At 41.6% G+C, this 25,098-nt stretch carries 26 protein-coding genes; 3 read left to right on the forward strand and 23 right to left on the reverse strand.

The window, feature by feature from the left end; genetic code table 11:
• Nucleotides 1-219 precede the first annotated feature (219 nt).
• The 17 genes from CVD28_RS18140 to CVD28_RS18220 form a co-directional block, all read right to left on the reverse strand.
• On the reverse strand, nt 220-1,107 hold the full coding sequence (locus tag CVD28_RS18140; protein WP_101594633.1) for a peptidoglycan DD-metalloendopeptidase family protein: 888 nt from the start codon (nt 1,105-1,107) through the stop codon (nt 220-222).
• Nucleotides 1,108-1,723: 616 nt separating this feature from the next.
• On the reverse strand, nt 1,724-2,995 hold the full coding sequence (locus CVD28_RS18145) for a hypothetical protein (protein WP_101594635.1): 1,272 nt from the start codon (nt 2,993-2,995) through the stop codon (nt 1,724-1,726).
• Complete coding sequence (sigX, locus tag CVD28_RS18150) at nt 2,961-3,521, reverse strand: RNA polymerase sigma factor SigX (protein WP_101594638.1); 561 nt, start codon at nt 3,519-3,521, stop codon at nt 2,961-2,963. Before sigX ends, CVD28_RS18145 begins: the two co-directional genes overlap by 35 nt.
• A gap of 315 nt (nt 3,522-3,836) precedes the next feature.
• Complete coding sequence (locus CVD28_RS18155) at nt 3,837-5,621, reverse strand: ATP-binding protein (protein ID WP_101594640.1); 1,785 nt, start codon at nt 5,619-5,621, stop codon at nt 3,837-3,839.
• Nucleotides 5,618-6,334, reverse strand: a complete 717-nt coding sequence (locus tag CVD28_RS18160) for a response regulator transcription factor (protein WP_180954214.1) — start codon at nt 6,332-6,334, stop codon at nt 5,618-5,620. Before CVD28_RS18160 ends, CVD28_RS18155 begins: the two co-directional genes overlap by 4 nt.
• 98 nt (nt 6,335-6,432) lie before the next feature.
• The gene (gene ccsB, locus CVD28_RS18165; protein ID WP_101594642.1) at nt 6,433-7,611 is read right to left on the reverse strand and encodes a c-type cytochrome biogenesis protein CcsB; all 1,179 of its coding nucleotides are present in this window, start codon (nt 7,609-7,611) and stop codon (nt 6,433-6,435) included.
• A 14-nt stretch (nt 7,612-7,625) separates the two neighbouring features.
• Nucleotides 7,626-9,257, reverse strand: coding sequence for a cytochrome c biogenesis protein ResB (gene resB / locus CVD28_RS18170; RefSeq protein ID WP_101594645.1), 1,632 nt, complete (start codon nt 9,255-9,257; stop codon nt 7,626-7,628).
• A gap of 19 nt (nt 9,258-9,276) precedes the next feature.
• A complete protein-coding gene (resA, locus tag CVD28_RS18175; protein ID WP_101594648.1) occupies nt 9,277-9,804 on the reverse strand; it encodes a thiol-disulfide oxidoreductase ResA in 528 nt (175 codons plus the stop codon).
• Between the two features lie 93 nt (nt 9,805-9,897).
• Nucleotides 9,898-10,629 (reverse strand): pseudouridine synthase, encoded by a 732-nt coding sequence (locus CVD28_RS18180; RefSeq protein ID WP_101594651.1) that lies wholly within the window; start codon nt 10,627-10,629, stop codon nt 9,898-9,900.
• Between the two features lie 424 nt (nt 10,630-11,053).
• Nucleotides 11,054-11,557 (reverse strand): spore maturation protein, encoded by a 504-nt coding sequence (locus CVD28_RS18185; protein ID WP_374702550.1) that lies wholly within the window; start codon nt 11,555-11,557, stop codon nt 11,054-11,056.
• Nucleotides 11,558-11,589: 32 nt separating this feature from the next.
• Entirely contained in the window at nt 11,590-12,183 is a 594-nt protein-coding gene (locus CVD28_RS18190) for a nucleoside recognition domain-containing protein (RefSeq protein WP_101594655.1), read from the reverse strand.
• Nucleotide 12,184: 1 nt separating this feature from the next.
• Nucleotides 12,185-13,324, reverse strand: a complete 1,140-nt coding sequence (locus tag CVD28_RS18195; RefSeq protein ID WP_101594657.1) for a D-alanyl-D-alanine carboxypeptidase family protein — start codon at nt 13,322-13,324, stop codon at nt 12,185-12,187.
• A gap of 395 nt (nt 13,325-13,719) precedes the next feature.
• On the reverse strand, nt 13,720-14,607 hold the full coding sequence (locus tag CVD28_RS18200) for a superoxide dismutase (RefSeq protein ID WP_101594659.1): 888 nt from the start codon (nt 14,605-14,607) through the stop codon (nt 13,720-13,722).
• A gap of 262 nt (nt 14,608-14,869) precedes the next feature.
• Nucleotides 14,870-15,358, reverse strand: coding sequence for a YpuI family protein (locus CVD28_RS18205; protein ID WP_101594662.1), 489 nt, complete (start codon nt 15,356-15,358; stop codon nt 14,870-14,872).
• 20 nt (nt 15,359-15,378) lie between these two features.
• Nucleotides 15,379-15,801, reverse strand: a complete 423-nt coding sequence (locus tag CVD28_RS18210) for a hypothetical protein (protein ID WP_180954215.1) — start codon at nt 15,799-15,801, stop codon at nt 15,379-15,381.
• Between the two features lie 70 nt (nt 15,802-15,871).
• A complete protein-coding gene (scpB, locus tag CVD28_RS18215) occupies nt 15,872-16,453 on the reverse strand; it encodes an SMC-Scp complex subunit ScpB (RefSeq protein WP_101594664.1) in 582 nt (193 codons plus the stop codon).
• Nucleotides 16,440-17,204, reverse strand: coding sequence for a segregation/condensation protein A (locus CVD28_RS18220; RefSeq protein WP_101594667.1), 765 nt, complete (start codon nt 17,202-17,204; stop codon nt 16,440-16,442). The genes scpB and CVD28_RS18220 overlap by 14 nt, the downstream gene beginning before the upstream one ends.
• A 301-nt stretch (nt 17,205-17,505) precedes the next feature.
• Between CVD28_RS18220 and CVD28_RS18225 the strand changes: the two genes are divergently transcribed.
• Complete coding sequence (locus tag CVD28_RS18225) at nt 17,506-17,598, forward strand: YjcZ family sporulation protein (RefSeq protein WP_101594669.1); 93 nt, start codon at nt 17,506-17,508, stop codon at nt 17,596-17,598.
• Nucleotides 17,599-17,868: 270 nt separating this feature from the next.
• The gene (locus CVD28_RS18230; protein WP_101594671.1) at nt 17,869-18,396 is read left to right on the forward strand and encodes a DUF309 domain-containing protein; all 528 of its coding nucleotides are present in this window, start codon (nt 17,869-17,871) and stop codon (nt 18,394-18,396) included.
• Between the two features lie 112 nt (nt 18,397-18,508).
• On the opposite strand, the gene CVD28_RS18235 is transcribed toward CVD28_RS18230, so the two are convergent.
• Entirely contained in the window at nt 18,509-18,871 is a 363-nt protein-coding gene (locus CVD28_RS18235) for a GNAT family N-acetyltransferase (protein ID WP_101594673.1), read from the reverse strand.
• Nucleotides 18,872-19,289: 418 nt separating this feature from the next.
• Between CVD28_RS18235 and CVD28_RS18240 the strand changes: the two genes are divergently transcribed.
• Nucleotides 19,290-20,165 carry a DUF1002 domain-containing protein gene (locus CVD28_RS18240; protein WP_101594675.1) on the forward strand — a complete coding sequence of 292 codons (876 nt, stop codon included), beginning with the start codon at nt 19,290-19,292 and terminating at the stop codon, nt 20,163-20,165.
• Between the two features lie 185 nt (nt 20,166-20,350).
• Here the strand turns inward: CVD28_RS18240 and lysA are convergent, their stop codons facing one another.
• The 5 genes from lysA to CVD28_RS18265 form a co-directional block, all read right to left on the reverse strand.
• Nucleotides 20,351-21,667: a diaminopimelate decarboxylase gene (lysA, locus tag CVD28_RS18245; protein ID WP_101594730.1), complete on the reverse strand. Its 1,317-nt coding sequence runs from the start codon at nt 21,665-21,667 to the stop codon at nt 20,351-20,353.
• Between the two features lie 135 nt (nt 21,668-21,802).
• Nucleotides 21,803-23,278 (reverse strand): spore germination protein, encoded by a 1,476-nt coding sequence (locus CVD28_RS18250; protein WP_308315102.1) that lies wholly within the window; start codon nt 23,276-23,278, stop codon nt 21,803-21,805.
• A complete protein-coding gene (locus CVD28_RS18255; protein WP_101594677.1) occupies nt 23,229-23,840 on the reverse strand; it encodes a stage V sporulation protein AE in 612 nt (203 codons plus the stop codon). The genes CVD28_RS18250 and CVD28_RS18255 overlap by 50 nt, the downstream gene beginning before the upstream one ends.
• A gap of 37 nt (nt 23,841-23,877) precedes the next feature.
• Nucleotides 23,878-24,300 carry a stage V sporulation protein AB gene (locus tag CVD28_RS18260; RefSeq protein WP_101594679.1) on the reverse strand — a complete coding sequence of 141 codons (423 nt, stop codon included), beginning with the start codon at nt 24,298-24,300 and terminating at the stop codon, nt 23,878-23,880.
• Nucleotides 24,290-24,910, reverse strand: coding sequence for a stage V sporulation protein AA (locus tag CVD28_RS18265; RefSeq protein ID WP_101594681.1), 621 nt, complete (start codon nt 24,908-24,910; stop codon nt 24,290-24,292). The genes CVD28_RS18260 and CVD28_RS18265 overlap by 11 nt, the downstream gene beginning before the upstream one ends.
• Nucleotides 24,911-25,098 lie beyond the last annotated feature (188 nt).

A 25,098-nucleotide genomic window follows, 5' to 3' on the forward strand; every position in this document is an offset into this window, starting at 1 on the left:
CCTTTTCCAAAAAAGTTGTGTTTAATCAATACGCCTCTAAAACTTTAGCTCTGTTTTTACTTGCCTGTTGATTTCCTCTCTAGTGGAGCCTCCTCGGTGATACAGCCTTCTGGATCCCCTTGGTCTCCTTCTCCTTGGTACACTATCCTGAGTGAACACTGCACGAAGGAAATGCGAAGCATTTTCGAGGAGTCCCGCGCCTTCCGCTCCAATAGAAAATCAATTTACCACTAGCGATTGTTCAGGAAAAATAAGATCGCTTTTAAGCCCATTTAAGTTTTTAATATTTTCAACACTTGTATCAAATCGTTGTGAAATACTAAATAATGTGTCACCACTGTCTACGGTTATCGTCTTATTTTTTTCTTTTTTGGTGGTTTTCCAGTAATTTGGCCCTAATGTGACGGCAATTGTCTCCTGCTGATCTGACGATTCAGCAACACTGTCTTCCTCACTATAATATTGGGAGGTTTCTTCTTTTTTTCCTGCAGGTATTTGTTTTTCACTTTCAGGATTATTAATGCTGACATGAATTGTTCTTTTTCTTGCAGCATTATCTTCTATTTCCTCGATGGAACCAGCATTTCCGGTTTGCGCCAACTCCACTCTTTCTTCCAGCACTGCCAACGGATTTATGGCATTTTCCTTATGTACTGTCCATTCATTTAGATGAAGCTCAAAATGCAAATGAACCCCCCGCGAGCGGCCAGTATTGCCCATTTTCCCTACTGCTTGTCCTTGATCAACTTTATCCCCTTCATTAACCAGCCGTTTCTCCAGATGAGCATAGACTGTTTCATATTTATCATCATGCTTCAAAAACACCACATTACCATATGTACTTGAATAATAAGATTTGGCGACAGTTCCATCTGATGCAGCCACTACGGAAGTTCCTAAAGGTGCGGCTATGTCGATACCTTTATGGGCTCCATCTCTCGTTCCGAAGCGATCTGAGATAATCCCTTCTGATGGCCATACCCAGCCCTCAGGCAAGGATGGCAATTCTTCAGCGCGGACATGGCCATTTTTCCCTCCAATAAATAGCAATCCAATAAAAGCCGCCATAATTATTACTATTAAAAAACGTTTTCCGTAATCTTGCATATTCAGCCTCCTAAGACACATTTACCACTCTTACCCTATGCTGACACGACTTCATTTAGAACACTCTTAAACAAATAATAGTTTGCTCCTTATTATTTTTCTCACCTCTATATAAATATTCATATCACTATATTAAGAGTAGAATGTACCTAGATGTTAAACTGATTTCCAGCTTATTGACTCAGTGATTCTGTAAATAAAAAAAGGCTGCTATGTTGCAGAAGCAGGTCATCACCTGGGCTCAGAAGCACAGTAATTAGATGTGTACTGCGAATGTTGCATATCACTTTGCCCCTTGTAAATTGCCTATTACAAAAGCGCAAATGCCCTGGTAAAAGGAACATCGACTAAGGTCCGGCAGGGCAGTAACAAAAATCCTTTACAACATCCGTCCTCTGCCAATCTTCGACGTCAGCACATCCTCAGCTTTGTTTGGTGCAATGATTCGCTGCCGAAGCGTTTTTTGTCCTGTGCGTATGGGCTTTATTTTCCTGCGAAAAAAAAGCTGCCGGGCGCTTGTGCTAGAGATAGACACACAACTTCCGTTATCCAAACTATGAATTTTTAGAAATTCCTGAAATAAAAAAAAATGCCTGCCGGGGCAAACATTTATTATTTAGCTTGTTTTATTTGGAGCTACCGGCACCATTATCTCCTGTGAGAGGTCCAGATTACCGAGAGTTTGTATATTGCTGTTTACAAATTGTACTTTTTTATAGCCAAATTCGCGTGCCAGCAGGAGTATCGCTTCAATGCTCCTTAAATGGCTTTCCGACTCTTCGATCATGGTGTCTTTAGCAAATGTGACTGCCAGTTTTTCACCGGATGCTTTAAACTCAGCAACATTTATTGCCTGATCAACTGACGCAGAGACGGAAGCCCCTTCGTTTAATTTCTTCATTTCTTCAAAGGCTGCTTCAATTGTTTCATATGAATTGTAAGAGGGCACAAATAGTGCAGAGGATTCCGGATTAAGCTTATGAAGCAATATAGCTCGCATTGGAATTTTATTAATCTTCTCCTCCTGAGTCGGGCCCATATGGGAAAATTCAGCTCCCGGCTTCCCATCCGTACTAAACGTTAGTTTGCTTATTTCATCGTCATACCGGAATGTTTCACTTAAAGCATTTATAAAAAAGGCTTCATTATCACCGAAAGCACTGGTATTGCCTCCTGTGAAATTAATATTTACTGCCCCCTGTTCTTTCCCGGCAGTTAATTCTACATTTAACGGATAAAAGTCAGATAGCCCAAAGTTTTCTTCCATAACATCCGCCATTTTTTGTTTAAGAGACTCTAGCTTGCCCTGATGATCCGTCTTGTTAACAATATAAGAAACAGGTATATAATAGTTTAATTGCTGATCAGGGATTCCTATCGTTAATACGCTATGCTCAGCCAAATCACCCGGATACACGGAAGTTGTCTTAAGTGCTGCGGTTTGTAATTGCTTTGTTTGCTTTTCCGTTAGCATTTCTGTTTGGCCTTCTTTATCCATCGGTGCCTCAGCAGCCTCTTCTATTGGAGTATCTTCATTGTCCGGCAGCTGCTGATCTTGATCATTGCTTTCCTGTTTTGTTATGTCTGATTGTTGGTCTTCCTTCTTTCCGGCTCCAGCAGACTCGCTGGCTGCTTTCTCTGTAGTGCTCTTATCAGCTTTACTTTGTTCACTATGGTTGAATTGAAGCAGCGAGGATGAAAGCACTGTGAACACAATGAGTGCGGCCACAGCGGCAAAGGCTGGAATCCATTTGACCGCTGGCTTTTTCCGTATTACTTTTCTGGAAATTTGCTGATAAATTTCTTCAGGATTACGATTATCATTTACCTTTGGCAGCTTTTTAAACAATGTCTCAATTTCCTGATCGCTCCATTGTGATCTTGTCATGTGCATTACCCTCCTTTACTGCATTATCTTCCATAACCTTTTTCACTGCCTTCAAAGCTCGGTGCTGCGTCGTTTTTACCTTGCTTTCACTCCAGCCAAGTACCTGAGCTGTTTCGGAAATAGATAAGGACTGGATAAATCTGAGGATAATGACAGAGCGCTGGTCAACTGTACATTGGTCCAGACTCCTATAAATCCATTGGGCTTGATCATTTTGCATAGCAATTTCCTCCGGCAGAGGCTTATCATCTATAACCTGATGCCGATCCCAATCGAAATTCTCCAGCAGGCGCTGCTTCCAGCTTTTTTGCTTACGAAAATAATCAATCGCCGCGTTTCTCGCAATTGAATAAAGCCATGTTCTTTCACTGCTTTTCCCCTCAAACCGGGCTTGAGATTTCAAAACTCTTATATAGACCTCCTGAACGAGATCCTCAGCTGTTTCCCGGTTTTTGACCATATAAAATAAAAATTGAAATAAATCATGATGAAACTTTTCATAAAGCTCATGAAAAACGGAGTCCAACTTCATCTCCTCCTCCGTTCAATATAATAGTCGCCATTTAAAAGACAAAAGTTACACATTTACTATAGACTTTTTCCAATTAAAAAGGAAGGAAAATTCAGTCAATAATCCAAACAGTGCGAAAAGCCCTGCAGGAATATATTCCTGGCAGGGCTCCTATAAAACTCTATACCTGGACTGTGTCATAGTCCTGTCTTTTCAATTGGGAGTCCACAGTTTCCTCTGCAAGTTCTGGCGCCGGCGTTCCTTTGGCAGGGCGCTTCCGCTTTTCTATGTTTCCCATGTAACAAGATTTTCCGTCAAACTTTTATGGGATTATTCAATTTCCTGCAATTTTCGGGGAATGTTGAAGGTGAATGTTGTCCCTTTTTCGAGCATGCTGTTGACGGATATATGGCCATCATGCGCCATAATGATATTTTTCGCAATAGCAAGTCCAAGGCCGGTACCTGATCCTCGGGTTCTGGCTTTATCCGCTTTGTAAAACCTTTCAAAAACAAAAGCAAGGTCTTCTTCAGGGATTCCGGAACCGGAATCACGGACAGCGAGTACCAGACCCTTTACCGGATCTGTCCTCTGAATCACTTCAACCTTTCCCCCTGCAGGTGTATGCTTGATTGCGTTATCAATCAGGTTTGTCAGCACCTGTTCTATCCTGTCGGGATCAAATTCCCAGGTTAGGCCAGACTCCTCAGTGCTTGTCTTTACGACAATGTCCTTTTCCTTGGATAAGCCGTGAAATTTATTCGTGATCCGGTTTAAATATGGATCCATATCTACTTGTTCACAGCTAAGGGTAATATGTCCGGCTTCCATTCGGGCCAGATTTAGCAAATCGTTCACCAAGCGTCCCATCCGGAGGGATTCATCATATATGATTCTTGCCATTTCTTTCTTTTCTTCTTCTGTGTCTGCAATATCATCAATAATTGCTTCACTATAGCCTTGAAGCATGGATATCGGTGTCCGCAGTTCATGGGAGACATTAGCAATAAAATCTTTTCGAAGCTTATCCAGCTTGCGTTCCTCCGTCATATCCCGAAGAATTGCAACAGCACCGCGAATAGTTTTATTATTATACAGCGGACTGACAATCAGGACCCAATCATGGCCTTGCAGCGATATTTCTTCAACCTGTTCATTTTGATGCGTCTCTGAACGGTCAAAAAGGTTCATCAGCACTGAGGGCACAGATTGATGCTTTTCCTGACTAAATCCTCTTTCATAATACCAATTTTGGAGAAAGCGATCCGCAGGAGGATTCGTAACCAATATTGTCCCATCTTTATTAAAAGTGATAACACCGTCGGCCATACTGCTTAAAATGCTTGAAAGGTTTTCTTTTTCCTGATTCAATGCATTAAGATTATATTTTAGCTGTTTGCCCATTTGGTTAAAAGCTGTAGCCAGTTCCCCGATTTCATCATGAGTCAGGATCGGCAGCTTTGTATCGAACCTTCCTCTTGCAACCTCGAATGCGGCTTCCCTCATTTTCCTCAGTGGTGCGGTTATTCTTGTAGACAGGAAGAAGGCAAAAATGGTAGTCAGGATGATAGCGACACCCGCTGCAAGAAAGATGAATTTTGTTGTGGAACGAATCGTTTTCTCTCTTGATTCCAAAGATTGATAAAAGTAAATTCCATCTTCCTTTCCGTCAAGCTTTAGCGGTAATCCTACTACAATTGCGGAAACATCCTGATTATTCTTGTTTTTTATCGGCAGGATCATTTCTGCCTTTACAGTTTTTCGCTTAGTAAACACTTGTTTCAGAAGCGGGTCGTCCCGGAAAAATTTAGGCGAAAGACCTTTTTCAAGTGACAGTTCTGAGGAATACAGTTTGCGTTCATCTTCAATCAATACAATTTTCGTTTGGTCTCCTAACAGTTCGGAAGCAATCGTTAATGCGGTCCCCGTATCTTCGTGTTCAGAAATTATTTTTACCACTCTGGTCGCTGTTTTAGTGAGTTCATTTTCAATTTCCTCCTGATAGAAATTTCCAAAAAACTCCATTAACAGGACGGATAAAATAAATAACACAAAAGACACAAGCAGCAAAATGGTAAACCAAAGTTTACCAACTACACTGCGCCAAAACATCATTCATTAACAACTTCGAACTTGTATCCAACACCCCAAACAGTGACAATCATTTTGGCAGCATTTTCAGAAACACGATTCAGCTTTTCCCTTAGCCTTTTTACATGTGTATCTACAGTTCTCAGATCTCCAAAAAATTCATAATGCCAGACTTCCTTTAAAAGCTGCTCACGGTCGAATACCTTATCAGGAGATTTTGCAAGGAAATAGAGAAGTTCATATTCTTTTGGTGTAAGCGCGACTTCCTTTCCATCAGCAAGGACCCGGTGGGCATCGTTATCGATTGTTAAATGCGGAAATACGATAACATCCTTTGTGGTAGTTTCGGTTTGGACATAGCTAGTGCTGGATGAACGGCGTAAAATTGCTTTAACTCGCAGCACGACTTCCCGTGGGCTGAACGGCTTAATGATATAATCATCCGTACCGACTTCAAAGCCCTGAACCCGGTTAACTTCTTCGCCCTTGGCAGTCAGCATAATGACAGGAGTTGCTTTCTTTTCGCGCAATTCGCGGCAGACTTCTATACCATCTTTGCCAGGCATCATGATATCAAGAAGTATTAAATCATACTCGTTAGCAAGTGCCTTTTCCAAAGCCTGATCCCCATCCTCAGCTTCGTCGATAGAATAATCCTCTCTCTCCAGATACATCTTCAATAAACGGCGAATTCTTTCCTCATCATCCACCACTAATATTTTCACATTATCCACCACAAAAAACCCTCCCCGTTTAAGCTGTGAGCAAACCAGCCGGTTCCTCTTATTGTAGCCAAAGGAAAACGGCCTTGAACACCTTTAATAAGAACGTTTTATCATGCATATGAATGCAAGCCGGCAAGAACCAGGTTGACTGCAACAAGATTAAACATCATGATTGCAAATCCGATAACTGCAAGCCAGGCAGACTTCTCCCCATGCCAGCCTTTTGATAGTCTCAGATGAAGGAATGCTGCATAGAAAAGGAATGTAATAAGAGCCCAAACTTCTTTCGGATCCCATCCCCAGAAACGGGTCCAGGCAATTTGTGCCCAGATCATGGCAAATATTAACGCACCCAATGTAAAGACTGGAAAACCAATCAATACTGATCGGTAACTGATTTCATCTACTAAATCAAGATTAATATTCTTAACTAGCGGCCTCAATAAGACTGCCACTCTTCTTCGGAAAATCAGCCTCATTAATCCATAAAGAACCAAACCGCCGCCAATGGACCAAATGACTGTATTTAATTTTTTTGCATTGATAATAGCCGGCATCTCCATAATTGGTTCGAAACTGCCTTCTGTAATAAGTTCACCTTTATGCGGACCTGCAAGAGCAGGCATGGAATATTCCATTACATCTTCTTTGCCCTTTTTATCTACCCAATTAAAGCTTTCCTTGTAATCCAAACCAGAAAATACGGAAGTAACGATTACAAATGCCAATGTACAAATTAATCCAAACATAACAGTTTCAAGCCAAAATGTCTGCCTGCTGCTTTTTGTTTGATCAACTGCCTTAACCAGGTAGATTAGTCCCGCTGCGAAGCTTACCGCCAGTATGGCCTGGCCCGCTGCAGCTGTTGTTACATGGATATGCAGCCAGTCGCTTTGCAAGGCCGGGATCAAAGGAGAAATATCCCTTGGAAACATGCTTGCGTATGCGATAATCAGGATAGCAACCGGCAGGGTAAACACTCCCAAAGCCGCTGTTTTGTAAATGGCATAAATAATAATGAATGCACCAACCAGCGCCATTCCAAAAAATGTCGTAAATTCAAACAGATTGCTGACAGGAGCGTGCCCGCTGGCAATCCAGCGTGTTACAAAATAACCGAGCTGGGCGACAAAACCTAGAATGGTTAATCCGTAGCCCATCAAAGCCCATTTGCTCTGTTTCTGTTCTTTCTCTGTCTTTTTATCCTTAATCGCACCGCCAAATACCAATGTTGCGACGAGATAAATAATAAAAGCAAAGTATAATAGATTGCTGCTGATCTCAGCCAACTGAAATCCCCCTCTTAAGATATCTTTTTCTCATGTTCCTGAGACTGGTCAATTGGCTCATGAATTCCCGTATCTTTAATAACCATATTGATTTCTCTCTTAAGTCCATGCCAATTTTTGTTCGTATGCCCCGCGATCCACACTTCACCTGTCTTTGGCTGTATCCAGATTCGGCGGTGGTTCCAATAGGCTCCCTGGATAACGCCAATCATAAAGATTGCGCCGCCAAGTCCGATAGCCCATAATGTTAAGTCCTTCCTTACAGTTAAAGCAGAAGCGTTCTTTGTCTCAATGCCTGCAAAGGCCATCTTGTATTCATTATCTCCAAAGGGTTCGACCGTTTGCTTAATTGCGACAAAGCTGATTTCCCCATCCGGTTTATCAGGGGTAAACATTTTAAAGATGAAGGCAGGGTTGTTAGGAACTGGTGATTTGGTGACTGGATCACCATTCTCATCAAATTCAAAATCAGGAAAGTAATTCATTAATTCCACCGAATACCCTTTTTTCAGTTCAAACTTATGCTTAGGATTATAAAGATCAATTTCGATCGCACCGAAACTTTCATCCGATTTCTTATTGATCAAATTAAAATGCATTTTATCAAGTTCATCAAGCTTGTAATCTACTTGATACAATGCATACTTATCGTGTTTTAACGGGTCGTTTACTTTAATGCTGTAATCCTTCACTTTTTTCAGCTTAGGCTCTTCTCCCGGAATAGCCTCACCTTCACGTTCTAAAAGTGTCACATTGCTTTGATAGTTTTTCGCAACGGCCCCCATCTTACCAAGGGCTTCCCCAAAGACTTCCTTGTCATTTTCCTTATCGTACACTTCGAGAATAAACTTATCGCTGGATAAATAATACTGTCCATTTGTTCCTGGAATCGCTTTAGTTTCCCCTTCTCGGATCCATAGCACTTTATCCACGTACATTCCAGGTACAAAGCGAAGCATAGCACCAAGTAAAAAAATAATAAGTCCAATATGGTTTACATATGGTCCCCATCTTGAGAAGCGGCCTTTTTCCGCAAGGATATTGCCATCCTCTTCCCGGATGCTATAGCGCTTATCCCGCAGGTTTTTTTTGATGCGATCCATATCAGCAGCTGAATCTGCAGCGGAAGAGATTCCAAAAAGTCTCTGCCGTTTTAAAAATCCTTCATGCCTCGAAACTTTCTGCGCCTTCAAGGCCCTGTATAGCGGGATAACCCTGTCCAGACTGCAAATGACTAACGAGATTCCAATTGAGGCTACCAGGATCAGATACCACCAAGAGCCATAGAGATTGTGGAAGCCTAGTTCCACATACAGCTTTCCAAACCAGCCATATTCATCCTGGTAATACTGCTCAGGAGGTATATTCGGCGGGATATACATCTCCTGTGGCAGGATTGTCCCTAAAGCAGAAGCAACCAAAGTAATGACTATAAGCCATATTCCCACCTTAACAGATGAAAAGAAATTCCAGATCTTGTCAACTATCGTTTTGTCATATGTCTGTGAACGGCGTGCGCTTCCTTCATATCTCATATCGACAAGTTTACTGTCCTTCTCTTTCTCATCCAGCACCCTGCCGCATGCTTCACAAAGCACTGTGCCATGAGGATTTACATGGCCGCATTCGCATTTCACTTCATTCATTTTAAAAACTCCCCAGTGTTTATGGTTTAATTCTCTCCATAAGTTTTTGAATTCCTTCCTCAGTCAGACTCCCAGTAATAGAGTCAACCACTTTTCCGTCTTTATCAATCAGGAACGTAACAGGGAGGGGATTGACCTGATAAGCATTCTGAACTTCATCCTTGGCGTCAATGAGAACAGGAAAATTCAGGTCGTGCTTATCGATAAAACTTTGGACAGCAAACTTTGACTCTCCTACATTCACTGCGAGAATCTGTACTCCCTGGTCCTTATACACCTTATATTGATTTGCCATATAAGGCATTTCTTTTTCACACGGCTTGCACCAGGTTCCCCAAAAATTCAGGAATACCCCTTGTCCCTTATAATCGGAAAGTTTATGTTTTTGGCCGTTCATATCTGTTAGCACAAAATCAGGTGCCTCTGAATTTATCTGCAGGACTTCATTTTTCTCTTTTGTGAGATTAGCGTATAACGAATAAGCTAAAGCTGCGCCTAAAATGAAAAGAATAGCCGTTCTGACTACAAGGCGTTGCTTTTTCTTCATAAATATCCCCCTATTTCCCCTTTAAATCTTCCCTTCATTATAACATTTAACATCATTTCGACATTGTTTTCATTTTTGAAGGTTATGTGTCATTTATTTCTTTTGTCCTGTAACAGCCAGTGCCCTGAGCTGCTTTACTTCATGCGGTGTTAATTCCCGTGAATCGCCGACTGAAAGCCCCTGAAGTGTAAGAAAGCCATATCGCTCTCTTTTCAGCTTCAAGACCGGGTGGCCGATGGCTTCAAACATTCTTCTGACTTGGCGGTTCCTGCCTTCATGGATGGTAATCTCCACAATAGAGGTCTGCTTTTTCTTATCAACAGATATCACTTTTGTTCGTGCGGGCGCGGTCATCCCATCTTCCAGCTTAACCCCTCTGTCCAGCTTTTTCAGGCTTTCCCTTAGCGGAATACCTTTAACTTTGGCAACATACACTTTATCAACTTCATGCTTCGGATGCATAAGCGCATTGGCAAATTCCCCGTCATTTGTCATTATTAAAAGACCGGAAGTATCATAATCAAGCCTGCCTACCGGATAAATACGTTCTGGTATTTCCGGAAAAAAGTCAGTTACGACCTTCCTGTTTTTATCATCAGCTACAGCCGAAATAACGCCGCGCGGTTTATATAGGAGGTAATAAACAGGTGCTTCTTTTTCCAAAGGTATTTCATTTACTTCTACCTTGTCATTTGGCCCAACCTTTGTTCCTAGCTCCCTGACAATTTTACCATTCACCTTTACCTTGCCCTCCGCAATCAATTCCTCCGCTTTCCTGCGGGAAACCAAACCTGAATGGGCAATAACCTTCTGCAATCTTTCCATCTATAATCACCTCTTACATATTACTTCCTCACTATGTATTGTACAAGTACTACACAATTATACAATTATTACATATCCGAAGAAAAAAACAAATGGTGAAGAGTGGTATAAGGTTCGTTTTTGCTTCTGAAATATAAAAAAGGTTTCTGGTTCTTTTAAAAAACTCCAATAAAGATATTGGCTTACCAAAGGAGATTCATCTTTTACTTACTAAGCGATGATTCATTCGTCCAAAATTTGGCGAGTCCCGTTCTTCCTAAAAAGCATAAGTATTTATTAAGTGAACACCTAAGAAACAAAATGCAAGTTGAAAAATTGAAAATGGACAGTCTGCAAAACGAAAAAAAGCCGGATATCCCGGCCTTTGTCTAATCAATATATTTTTTTAATTATGTTTAAAATTTGGCACCCTCTGTTTATTTCACTATCTTCCAAAAATCAAAAATACAACCACTATTGCTGCGATGATTCCAACAAGATCTGCCAGCAGTCCAACCTTTACCGCATCTCCCATTTTCTTAATACCGACTGCACCAAAATAAACAGTAAGGACATAAAAGGTAGTATCAGTGCTTCCCTGGATTGTAGCCGCAAGCCTCCCTATTAAGGAATCAGGGCCATGAACCGAGATCAGATCACTTGTCAGCGCGAGGGCAGCTGAACCTGAAATAGGTCTGATAATGGCAAGAGGCAAAATCTCCGCTGGTACACCAATCATTTCAAGCAGGGGCCTGAGCAAGCCGACAAAGAAATCCAAAGCCCCTGATGCCCTAAAAACCGAAATCGCCACCAGCATCCCCACTAAAAAAGGGATGATCGAAAAGGAGATGGTAATGCCTTCTTTTCCTCCTTCTACAAAGCTCTCATAGGTAGGCACTTTCTTAAAGGTACCATAAAGCAAAATAAAACAGATCAATATCGGAATCATCCAGATCGATATCGCGGTTATCCATTGCACCCCTATTTCCCCCCATTCCGGGTTCTTCTATAATAAAAATATCTATCTATAAATATTGCTCCCACCGCCGAGATCGCTGTAGCAATCAATGTAGGAAACACAATGTCAGTGGGGGAGGCAGAATTGTATTTCATCCGGATCGCAATCACCATACTGGGAATCAGGGTAATGCTTGAAGTATTGATTGCAAGAAATGTGATCATCGAACGGCTGACGGAATTTTTATTTCCATTAAGTTCCTTGAGCTGTTCCATCGCCTTTATCCCCAAAGGTGTAGCCGCATTTCCCAGCCCGAACAGATTAGCCATCATATTGGACAAGATATAACCCATCGCCGGATGGTTTGACGGCACTTCTGGAAACAGTTTCTTTACTGCAGGCCTGAAAAGGATCGCCAGTTTTTCCAGCAGTCCTGCTTCTTCAGCAATTTTCATCAGCCCTAGCCAGAAAACCAGAATGCTCATCAGCCCTAAGCAAATCGTCACCGCCTCCTGCGCGCTTGTAAACAAAACTTTATTAACTTTATCCATAGTCCCATTAATTAACGCATAGACAACTCCAATAATGGTCATTCCTACCCATATGTAATTAACCATGCTAATTCAACCCCAGGAATGTAAAAAATATTCGCTTCCAGTTCGGCTTATCACCCATTCTCATCGTCTCTTCCGCCTTGCCAAAAAAGATATTTCTTGTGCCAATTCTTTTACCATCAAGCAATACTTCTGCCCTTCCCACTTTTTCCGGAAAATTCTTCTCCTTGTTCCATTCATTGTTAGGCTTTACTAGTTTGTATGACACGCTAACCTTTTCTTTTTCCGCTTCCGTTAATGGATAATGAAAAGAAGAACGCATATATATATTTCCTTTATATACTTTATTCTTTACTTCCTTCACGGGTCCTTCCGGAATTACTTCAGTCAAATCGTACTCTAGAAATGCGGTTTCATACATTTTTATATGATCGTTCCAATCGTCCCCATCATCGAGAGTTACCGCCACAAGATTCATATCACCCTTAGTTGCTGTTGAAACGAGGGTTCTTTTTGCCAGTTTAGTATAGCCTGTTTTGCCTCCAGTACAATGTTCATACATTGAAAGCAGCTTGTTTTTATTGCGCCAGACATAATCCCAGCCCTCCATCAAATTAGGGGCACGGTGTTTTTTTGTTCCGGCAATTTTTTTATACTGTTCATTATTCATAGCGTACCTCGTCAGTAAAGCCATATCATATGCTGTTGAATAATGATTCTTCGTATTATCCAGACCATGCGGATTAGAGAAATTAGTGTTTTTCATACCGATTTCTTCAGCCTTTTGATTCATCATCCAAATAAAACCATCAAAGCTTCCCCCGACATATTCAGCTATCGCAACTGCAGCATCATTTCCCGAACGAAGCATGAGCCCGTAAACTAAGTCTTCCAGCTTCATCTTCTGGCCGTTCTTTAGATATAAAGCAGAGCCTTCCGTTCCAATTGCTTTATCGCTTATCTTGACCATTCGATCCATTTTTCCTGATTCAATGGCAAGGATAGCGGTCATTATCTTAGTAATACTGGCAATCCTTCGCTTCTCGTGGGCATTGACCTCATATAAAACCCTACCGCTTCCCTGCTCCATTAAAACGGCATTTCTGGCATTAAGTTCCACGCCTGCCTTCGCTTTGAGCGGGCTTATCGAAGCAAGAAGAGCAATAGCCATGATAATTGAAGTCCATTTATATAAAACACGCATACTGCCCATCGTCCCCTTTAATGTTTTGTACAAGTTTATGCTTGAGGACAAGGGTTATGACAATAAAAACGGAAGCGCCCCGTCGAAAGGAAATGCCGACTAAGGCAAGAACTGGCACGACCTGATAAAGCTGTCGCTTTGTTTCGTGTGATGCGCTATGAAGCTTTCCATGTGCTATGCGTTGGGGTTGTGCGCTGCAGCTGGACATCAGTACATATGAGACAGGTATGCTCACTGATATTACTAAAAAGCGGAAGCGCGTTTTCATCAATCAAGTTTATCTGGAAACGTTATACATTTAATATAAAAAAAACGGTTCTTCACTGAACCGTTTGGAGGCTTTCTGTTATAAAAATTTTTTCCTGTTAATGTGCTCATAAAGCATGGGGCCTTGATCAGGCAGATGGCCAATTAAGCTGCCTTGCTTTTTGAAACCTGTTTGAAACAGCAGGCCAATTTATAAGTTTCCACCAGTTGTCAACATATTCGCCACGATTATTTTTGTATTGTAAATAGTACGCATGCTCCCATACATCCAGCACAAGTAATGGAATCGTATCCCACTGGGTTAAAATCATATGGAGTTCAGTTTGGAGGATTTCTAGCCTTCTTGCCCTGGGTGACCAGACGAGCAGCGCCCAGCCGACTCCCTCCACCTGCTTTGCCGCTTCACTAAAATGCCGTTTGAATGCTTCAAAACTGCCGAAATCTTTTTCTATTTGATCTAATAATACTCCTTTAGGAGTTCCACCGCCTTTTGGACTCATAATCTCCCAAAATATTGTATGGAGATAGTGGCCAGACCCATGAAACGCCGCTTCGCGTTCCCAATGCTTGAGCAGGTCAAAATCATTAGAACTCCTTGCTTTTTGCATCATCATTTCAGCTTTGTTCAATCCATCCACATACGCTTTATGATGCTTGTCATGATGGAGTCTCATAATTTCCTCGGAAATGACCGGTTCCAGTGCATTATATGGATATGGCAGAGCCGGCAAAAGATGCTTTCCAATTGGAACAGATCCTGCTGCTCTTTGAAATTCGACCTCTTGCTGCTTCATATACATCTCTATCTTTCCATGCAGCAGTACCGCATCTTCCTCAAGGAGCAGAATTTCTTCTCGCTGCGGATTTCCGTTTTCAAGGTCCTTTGTTTTTTGTACTAACTTTTGCAGTTCCACATGTATATCGCTTTCAGTATCTATGTTCCTTTCAGCAGACAATAATAAAAGGCTTTCAAGCCATGCTTTCATTTCAGCGAGATAATCCTGATACATTTCCATCTCTATTCCCTCCCCATCCATCATATGAAAAGGGAAAAATAATGAGAAATTGTCCTGTATGAAATGTGAATTTTTAAGCTGCTGCCATCTTGCAGAAATAAGCCGGCATCGCTTTACGCATTTCCTCCCACCTTATTAAGGAAGGCGTTTCTTTCATAATATCGAATGGCTGTTTATGTTTCACACAAAAATGAAAAAGCAGCGAAGGAATTCGCTGCCCTTTTTTTCTCCCTATTCAGCAGAAAGCTACTGCATGTGGGTCTTATTTTGATTGCATCATTTTTGTACGGTAATCAGTTTCATAGAATTCAAGTTCTTCACGGGCCCTTTGAAAGCCGCTTTCCAGATCCTTGATAATGATCGAGAGGCTCTCAGGCACTTCTGAATGGAACTTTATCGAATTTTTCCCGGTATAGGCTGAACGGCTGTCTTCATACCAGCGGTCAGATCTGGGGGAGAAATACTCGTCAATGCATTGATGATAAATTCTATATAATGTTTTTTCAGCTGCACCTTTATTGAAGGGTTCTGTTTGCAGAACGATTTGGCATGCTTCCAGGCCTTCCTCACAATTGACAAGCAATCTGCGCAGACTGGAAAGTATTCCTTTATAATACAGCTCTTCACCAGCCTTTTCCTCACGAAGCATGGTGAAGGTGGTTTCATTTAAAAACTGCTCAAGCTTGCCGACTGTATCTGCCAGGAATAACCGGACATCCTCTAATTGTGTTTTTACGATAGTATTGCCCACTAAATGCAGCCTCCTTTTTGTTATCTTTGCTCCTGTAATGTAAAGTCCAATGGTGAAACAACCTCATACCCGTTTTTGTTAACAATCCCCGCAAATAATTCTTCTAGTTTTTGATAATTCATATTTTCAAAGTAGCTGAAAAATTCCTTTTCCGAATTAATATAGACCCTTTTCCGCAAGCGGAAGCCAGGGTTTGAAAGCAGGCAGACAATTCCAGCTATATCTTTCAGATATACTTCTGTCCCGCCAGCTTTAAACAAAGGGTTTTCGGAATATGGCGTAGCAGATAAGACATTTTCATCAAAATACCTTACATATAAAACATGCAATGTCTTTTCCTGACCGTTTTCTATGTAGGTTACTTCTGATCGGTTAAAGAAGTCTTCAGATGTATTGGATTTTTCCTTTTCCAACTCATATCCCTTACAATCTTTAATTAACACAAAAATCCCCCCGCTGAGAAAGTCAGCTTTACTTGTTCTCCATCATTTTAACACAATTCAGACTAAAATGTTATTCTGCCGGGTCAGGAAAATTCCCAAAAAACAGATCGGCTTCACCATTCTCCGGTTCATCTTCTCCGCGCTCGGCCAAGGGCGGCAGCTCTTCTATTGTTTTCAGGCCAAAATGTTCGAGGAATTCCTTGGTTGTTCCATATAAAAAGGCCCTTCCAGAGCCCTCGGCTCTTCCAACTTCTTTAATCAAGGCTTTAGAGACGAGAGTTTGAAGCGGCCTTTCCGTTTTAACACCGCGGATTTCCTCAATTTCAGCCCGGGTGATCGGCTGTTTATAGGCGACAATAGCCAGCGTTTCCAGTGCTGCCTGGGACAGACCTTGTGTTCCTGGGGATTCCACTAACCGCTTCAGGTATTCGGAATGTTCCTTTTTTGTTACAAGCTGAAATCCACCAGCCATTTCTGCTATGGTAATACCACGGTTGCCTGCATCATAGTCCTCCTTAAGAGAAGCGACTATGTCTGCAGCCTGAAATTCCTCCAGCTCCAAAACTGCAGTGATTTGTGAAAGGGATAATCCTTCATCTCCGGCAGCAAAAAGCAGCGCCTCTAATATCCCTTTCCATTTAATAAGTTCCAACTGCTTCTACACCTTCCTTGGATACTACATATATTTCCGCAAAATTACTGTCCTGCTCCACGAAAATTTCATTCAATTTCATCAGTTCAAGGACAGCAAGAAAAGTTACAACAATATATTCTTTTTCCGGACGAGGGAACAAGTCAAAAAAGCTTGTTCTCCTGGTTGCTTTCTTCAAATTCACCATTATTTCTTCCATTCGTTTTTCGATTGAAATTTCCTGTCTTGTGATCTTGGTAAACGCAGGCTTCTTGAACTGCTGCCTTCTGAGAAGCTTTTGAAATGCACCAAGCATGTCATAAAGAGTGACGTTCAGCTCCTGGAGGGAAGGCTCTATTTCTTTTGAGAACTGGGAAAGGTCGCTTGGAGGTTTCGAAAACATCAGGCTTCGTTCTTCTTCCATTTGCTTGAATTCCACAGCTGCCTCTTTGTACTTTCTATACTCAATGAGCTTCTCGACCAATTCATCCCGGGGATCATCATCAAAGTCGTTTTCATTATCTGCAATGCTGTCATCCTCATACACCGGAAGCAGCATCTTGCTCTTGATGGCAAGCAGGGTAGCAGCCATTACAAGGTATTCGCTTGCAATATCCAGCTCCAATTCTTTCATTGCATGTATATAAGCCATATACTGGCCTGTAATTTCAGCCATTGGTATATCATATATATCAATTTCCAGCCTGTTAATCAGATGAAGCAATAAATCCATCGGACCTTCAAAGGCCTCAATTTTAACATTATAAGCCATTCCTATCCCACCAATAACCCTATTTCCTTAAAAATGCTTCTAACAAAATTCAATATTACTAGTATAGTGGATTCGCCCCTTTTATCCAATACCTATATATTTATTGTTGCAGGAGAGCAAACCTAATTAAGGAAATAAAATCGCAGCCAATACATTCTTTTTCTTCAGCTTTGTTTAGGAGCACCCTTCTTATTCAATCCCTGGTTTAGATTTTCCTGCTTATTAGGCCCCAGCCCATACCGTATTGTACTGCTTCTCATATGCTGAAAATGTAATAACCAAAAATTCGGGAGGTATTTACATGGGTGACAAAGGTTTCAGCTACGGCAATGGTTTCGCGTTAATTGTTGTATTGTTCATTTTATTGATTATTGTTGGAGCAGCTTGGTTCTAATTCTGATGTTAAAAGAACTTTATTTCCGGTTCCCCGGCCCAGTTCTGCTCGGGATTTTTCAGTCCTCAGAGCAGGACTGTTTTTATATTTATCATTCAAGGTATTAGTAATTCTTGATTTACTGCCTGGGAGGGTATATGCTTTTTGGATAAAGAAGAACTTGCTGATCAATAATTGTTTAAAAAAGCTATAGCTCTTTCAGCAAGCACATGACTCGGCTTACTGTGTCGAGGCATTTGGTGCTTTTTCTGAGCCAAAAGGAGTATTGCCATGAATTACCCTCAGGATTATTTGTTTTATCTGGTTCATTTTCAGGGCAGCCGGGATTATTTTGAATGCCATGAAATATTGGAGGAGTATTGGAAAGACATGGAACCGGGTGTAAAGGACTCCCACTGGGTAGGTCTAATCCAGCTTGCCGTGTCCCAATACCATCACCGAAGAAAGAACTTTGCCGGGGCATTAAAAACAATTGCAAAATCAATTTCGATTCTCAGAACAAAAAAAGACGAGGTGCTTACACTAGGCATCGATTATACAAAATTAATGGATGCGCTGGAGAAAAGCTTGGAAAACATAAAGAAACAGCTTCCCTATCAGTCCATAAATATCCCTGTTACCGACTCACTTGCAGAGCAATGTAAAGCCCTTTGTGTGCAGGAAGGATTTACCTGGTGCACTCCGAGCAATATGGAAGACACGGAATTGGTAAATAGGCATACGATTCGCGACAGAACAGATGTGATAGAGGAAAGAGAGCATCAAAAAATACTTAGGCAAAATAAACGCAAAAACTGAACAATGCAAAAAAACCTGTCACAATCGACAGGTTTTTTGTTGCCAGTATTTTCTTAAGCTTACGAAAAAAATATCAGGCCAAAGATCATTTTCCATATATGAATAAAAAATGTTAGTCGCTATCCTTTGTAAGGTCACACTTTTCAAGAAATGCTGCTGTATGTTCATTGGGCTGAAAATCTTTTTCCGGAAACATATCCATTAAAGCTTTTATCATGGTTTTGCCAATCCCCTGAAAACGGAAGGACGGATTAACGGAGATATGCTGGATGGACACTGTTTCATTGTCGCCGGCAACGATCCCAACCAATCCTATTACATCATCTTCTTCCTTCCACAAAAAAAGCTGCCAGTTAGTGTCTGTTTCATACAGCTTTATCGTGTTTTGGAGCTTTTTAATGTCTTTTTCGTCCGGCATAAAGGAAAGCAGGCCCATTGCGATTTTTTCAAAGCTTTTCTTGTATCGTATTAACATTATGATCCCTCGTTACTGAAAAGAACGATGTATTAAGCTACACCCTGTTCCTCCCTAAGATGACAGTAATCTTCCCTATCATACATAATAATGTGTATTCTTTCAACTTTTTGCAGGAGAATATCCCTGTGCTCATCGCCTTATACAATAAATTTCCAATAAATCAGTCCCCAAATCACTGCTCCTATTAGTAATATGCATAAGAGAACAATATTGCTCTTTTTCATATCCAGGCACTCCCTCATGTAGTAAATTTTATAACAACGGTTATTTTTTCTTTGCATTCATTAAGATATTTTATACTATTAACTATAGCCTGTCGTCTACCTTTTATAAAAAGGAAAGATGCTGCCTGGGCATTCCTTCTCTGAATCCTTTTGCAGCTGCCGCTCGTCTTATACTTTAAGGAGGATTAAAAATGATAACTAATATTTTAAAAAAATTGGCTATTTCCAGCCTCTTGCTTACAATGCTGTTTCCGGTTACAGCTCTTGCTGATGCACAAGTCGGGGAAATGACTGTCACTCTAGGGGAAAACTTGACCCCGGAACAAAAGAAAAGCCTTCTGGCTGAGATGAATGCTCCTGAAAATGTGGAAGTAGTGACTGTTACTAATCAAGAAGAACACCAATATTTAGGTGATTATGTTCCGAAAAAACTAATTGGAACAAAAGCCCTCTCGTCATCCGCGATTACAAATGAAGCGGCAGGAACAGGATTAACGGTAAAAACAAAGAATATATCCTGGGTAACCGAAGAAATGTATATCAATGCTCTTGCAACCGCAGGCGTGAAGGATGCAGACATCTATGTCACTGCCCCATCCCAGGTTTCAGGAACTGCAGCATTGACCGGAATTATCAAAGCCTATGAGCTTCAGTCCGACAAAGCTATTCCGGAGGAAGTAAAGCAGGCCGCAAACGAAGAAATGGTAAAGACCGCACAGCTGGGTGACCAGGTGGGAACCGATGAAGCTGCTGCATTGATGACCAAAATTAAAGAAGAAATTGCAAAAAATCCGCCTGAAACGGAAGCTGATTTAAGGAATATTATTGAGAGTGCCGCTAACCAGCTCGGAATTACTCTGACGGAAGACCAAATTCAAAGTTTAATTGACTTGTTTAATAAATTAAAAGAGTTGAATATTGATTGGAACGCTGTCGGCGATCAGCTCAATGAGGCAAAGGACAAACTTACAACCTTCCTTGAATCAGAAGAAGGACAGTCATTTCTCGATAAGCTAAAAGAGGTTTTTGCAAGCTTGATTGATGCCATAAAATCGTTTTTCTCATAGGAAAGACAAAGGACATTATTATTATCGGCTTATGGACCTGAGCTGCAGCATATACAAAAAAACAAATACATTAGCACAGCACTGCTGAAAAAGCTGTAGCAAACAAATATTTAAAAAAAGACCCGTACCACTCCAAAGTGATACGGGTCTTTCCAGTGAGGCACCCTTTTGGGCAGCCGTTTTCATTAATTTTTTACACATTTAAGCTGCAAATCAAGACGTAATAAATCCTCCAAGGATTCCCTTTTAACAACTAGACGGGAAGTACCGTTTTCAACGAAAACGACTGCCGGCCTTGGTATCCGGTTATAATTGTTGGACATTGAATAACCATAGGCCCCTGTGCAGAAAACAGCGAGCACATCCCCTCGTTCAGCTTTAGGAAGCGGAAGGTCCCAGATAAGCATGTCCCCGCTTTCGCAGCATTTTCCGGCAATCGCGACAGTTTCCTCTGCTTCTTCCAGCGGACGGTTTGCAAGTACTGCCTCATATTTCGCATCATATAACGCAGGTCGGATATTATCGCTCATGCCTCCATCAATCGCAAGATATTTTCGCAAATTGGGCACGATCTTTTCGGAACCTACTTTGTATAGTGTCAAACCTGCATCACCGACCAGCGAACGGCCTGGTTCAATCCAGATTTCCGGCATCGGAAGTTCTTTCTGTCTGAGCTGCTCCTTCACTTCCGTCACAATAGCATCAACATAGCTTGCTGCTGGAAGTGGCTGATCTTCCTCGGTATACCGGATTCCAAAGCCTCCGCCTAAATTTAGAACCTTAGAAAGGTAACCAAACTTATCGTTAAATTCAGCTAGTTTATCAATAATTTTCTTTGCCGCAAGCAAAAAGCCTGTTGTTTCAAATATTTGCGAACCAATATGGCAGTGCAGGCCAAGCACCTCCAGCCATTCCGAACGCAATGATCTTTCCAGTGCGGCTTCAGCTTGTCCATTTTGCAGATCAAAACCGAATTTTGAATCTTCCTGGCCAGTGAGAATATAATCATGTGTATGAGCCTCAATACCGGGAGTGACACGCAAAAGAATATTCACCTTCTGTCTTCTGCTTTCACAGATTCCCTCCAGAAGGGCAAGCTCAGAAAAATTATCGACTACGATGCAGCCTATGTTGTTTTCCAATGCCATTATCAGTTCTTCTTCACTTTTATTGTTACCGTGAAAGTGGATACGCTCGACAGGAAATTCCGCCGCAAGAGCTGTGTATAATTCTCCTGCTGACACCACATCAAGGGAGAGCCCTTCCTCTTCAGCAAGCTGAACCATTGCAACCGAGGAGAATGCTTTGCTGGCATAGGCCACCTGTGCGGTTACTCCCAATTTTTCAAAGGTTTCCTTAAATCCTCTTGCCCTTTCACGTATAAGCGCTACATCATATACATACAGGGGTGTGCCATATTCTGCCGCAAGATCCATCGTATCTACGCCGCCGATTTCCAGATGACCTTTTTCATTAACTGTACCTGTTCCATAATAATGCATTTCTCCACGTCCCTTCCTCTCAGCCATTGAACTCTCTATCTGCTTTCAATTCTTTACAGTAATAAAGGTAATAAAGTTAAAATTACCATAGAAACAAGTCAACTTCAACAGGAATTGTACTGGAACCTGTTCATTCTATGGCTGTTTATATCTATCCTGAGGATGAACAATTCTTGGCCTAAGCTTCGATCCCGGAACCGATGTCCTGAAAAGGATATGCTTAAAGGCTCTGGGGTTAAACGGAATGAAAGGCCACAAATAAGGTGTATGGAGCGCCCTGATACTAACAATATATAGGAAGAAAATTGTTATACCAATAACAAGTCCCGGGGCACGGAAAACTGCTACAAGAATAAGGAGGGCCAGCCTGATGATTTTATTAGCCACACTCAGCTCAAGACTTGGCGTCGCAAAGCTGCCAATCGTTGCTATGGCGACATATAAAATAACTTCCGGAACAAACAAGCCAACATTTACGGCTATTTCGCCAATTAGCACAGCAGCTATTAGGCCCATCGCAGTGGTTAAAGCAGTAGGGGTATGAATCGCTGCCATTCTCAGGAACTCCATTCCGGTGTCAGCGATAAATATTTGCAGGACTATGGGAACGTGCGTTGTTTTATTGGGACCGATAAATTTCAGAATATCTGGCAGCATATGCTTATCCAGGACGAACAAAAACCAAAAAGGAAGCAGGAATAGTGACGTAAGAATTGCTAAAAACCTTACCCATCTGATGAAAGTACCCACTGTCGGAGACTGCCGGTATTCCTCAGCATGCTGAACATGGTGGAATATCGTTGTCGGAGCGATGATCACACTCGGCGATGTATCAACATATATGAGAACATGTCCTTCTAAAATGTGAGTTGCTGCAACGTCAGCCCGTTCCGTATATCGAACCAGAGGATATGGGTTATAACCCTGATCTACCAGAAATTCTTCAACTGTTTTATCTGACATGGTTAACCCGTCAATTTTAATCGATTTCAGCCTCTTTAGAATTTCTTCAACAACAGCCGGATCTGCAACACCTTTAATGTAAGCGACTGCTAAATCCGTTTTTGAGCGTTCCCCAACTCTGAAAATTTCAAATCTAAGCCGTTCGTCTCTTATCCTTCTTCTTGTCAGAGCTGTATTAACAATAATATTCTCAACAAACCCGTCGCGGGAACCGCGGACAACTTTTTCGGTATCCGGCTCTTGAGGCTGGCGTCCTGGATAGCTCCTTACATCAACAACCAGCCCTTTTTCAGTTCCATCAACCAAAATAACAATCAATCCGGATAATACCTGATCGACAAGTTCATCCATTGTTTCTATAACAGTAACTGATTGGTGGAGTATCCGGTTGTGAACCACCTCAAACGCTTTAGAGGCGGTCCTATATTCTGTTTCATTGGTATCTACTAGTTCCTCAATGATATTAATAATGAATAACGGGTCGCATAGCCCGTTTACATAATATACTTGTACCTCTTTTTTTAGGATGTTTATTTTCCTGACACCAAGGTCAAAGCTTACGCCCAGCCCCACACGTTCCTTCATATACTCTTCTGCTTCACTGGCGCGTTTCGGAATCGGTGTCATTGTTTTCTGTTTTGCATCCATAATAGCCGCTCCTTTCAAGAATGATTTCGATCGCTAGTCTGGTAATTGGGGAACCAATTTTAAAATAATCGCGCCTTGACATTTTACCTATATCGCCAATCCCTACCACCACCGGGGCATTAAGCTGGTCAACGCAATACACTGTATCTCCTGTGATCCTGCCAAGCTCATACTCCCTCGCTCCGTGTTTGTCTACACCAAATTCAGTAAGCTGGCAATCGCGGTCAATGCACACATCCACTTTTGTCCATTCCCTATGATGTGTTTTGGAAGCAACTGCGATAATGCCGAGGACTTCGATATCTTCGTGATTTGCTACATAACGCATCGCAATTTCCCCGGCACCCTCTCCTACATAGCCGCAATCATCAAACATAACAAGAACAGGGTCATGTGCCGCCGTCTTAATCAGCTGTACAAGCTGTGCACCGGAAAGAACGGAAGGGTTTCCCTGGGACATTGAAATACAGCGGCAGCCTAAATCTCCGGCCACTCTTTCCAGCGTCCGCTTAGCATATTCATCTCCATCGGTAACCAGAATAACCTTCCTCTTTTCTGCCATCATTCATTTCCTTTCCGCTGACGCTCGATTCAGGGGATTAGCGGTCGACAAAATACACCCATTGAAATAAGGATCCAAATACCTTGCCCAAAACTATGGCCATTAACAGATAAACTATCTTTTCCTGGAGGCCGATTCTTTTTGCGAGAATAGGCCATACATTCAGAACCTCGGTAAGAGCAGCTGCCAGCATTCCGTTAAATATTCCATTGGCAAGCCCGATAGGAATTAGAAGAAAGCCCCAAAATCCGAAGTTCGTGTCCTGCAGGCTAATCCACCCGCCAGCAATAGCTCCAAGAACGGCGGCAAACTGATAGGAATGTATCATTTTTTCAGTCTTAGACAGCTGTATTAATCTTGGAATGATTCCAAGCACAGAAATAAATGCAACAAAACCCGCCCCTACTGCCAGGCCCCCAGCCAGGCCCACAAATGCGGCGAAGAGGATTTTAACGCTCATCGAGCTGCTTAACACTCTCTTTATTTTCGTTCATGATCACAAATTGATCGAGATCTTGCTGGTAATTAAAAATTTCAACCTCAAGCGGACTCGGCTCTTCATTAAATTTTTTCCGAAAAAAATGATTAAAAAACAGGATCATTCCCAGGCCCAAACCAATGCTGTATGGAATCTGAATTAGAAGGGGCTTGCTGTCCTCCCTGCCTGTAATAATTTTAAAAAGCCTCTGATGAACCTCCTGCATACTAACATCTTCATGATAGTTCATAATTGTCAAAGCGGCTCCGAAAAAAAGCAGCAGCCAGACTGCAGTTATGGCAAGATATGAGACTTTTCTTTTCTGATAAATAATCTCTACAATCGTTTGTGTTGGACCGAAAGTTTGAATCTCCAAATCAGGAATGCTTTCCAATATTTTTTCAAGCAGCTGAGACATATCAATGATTACTAATGTTTTATCCTCTATCGAAACCTGATGGACAAATACCTCCTGGACCTTTCTAACCAATTGTTCTGGCCCTAATACCTTTGCAATTTCCTTTACCTTGATATTCTGGTCTCTATGGACATGTACGCGGTAGCGCATTCTGATATAAACCATATTTTCCATGCTTCTCACACTCCGCACGCAAATTTACGTACAAGTAGTATTCGTAGGAAATCATTTGAAAATACAGAGGGTACTCGACAACCATATATTGGCACATCTTCTTTATGGGCATTGTTTTCTTGGAATTTCCCTTTAAATAACGGTAAACAAAAAAATCCTTTTCAGGGAAGGATTTCAGATTGTCGACA

Origin of the sequence: Bacillus sp. M6-12, assembly GCF_002860285.1 — a bacterium.
GTDB lineage: Bacteria > Bacillota > Bacilli > Bacillales > DSM-1321 > Peribacillus.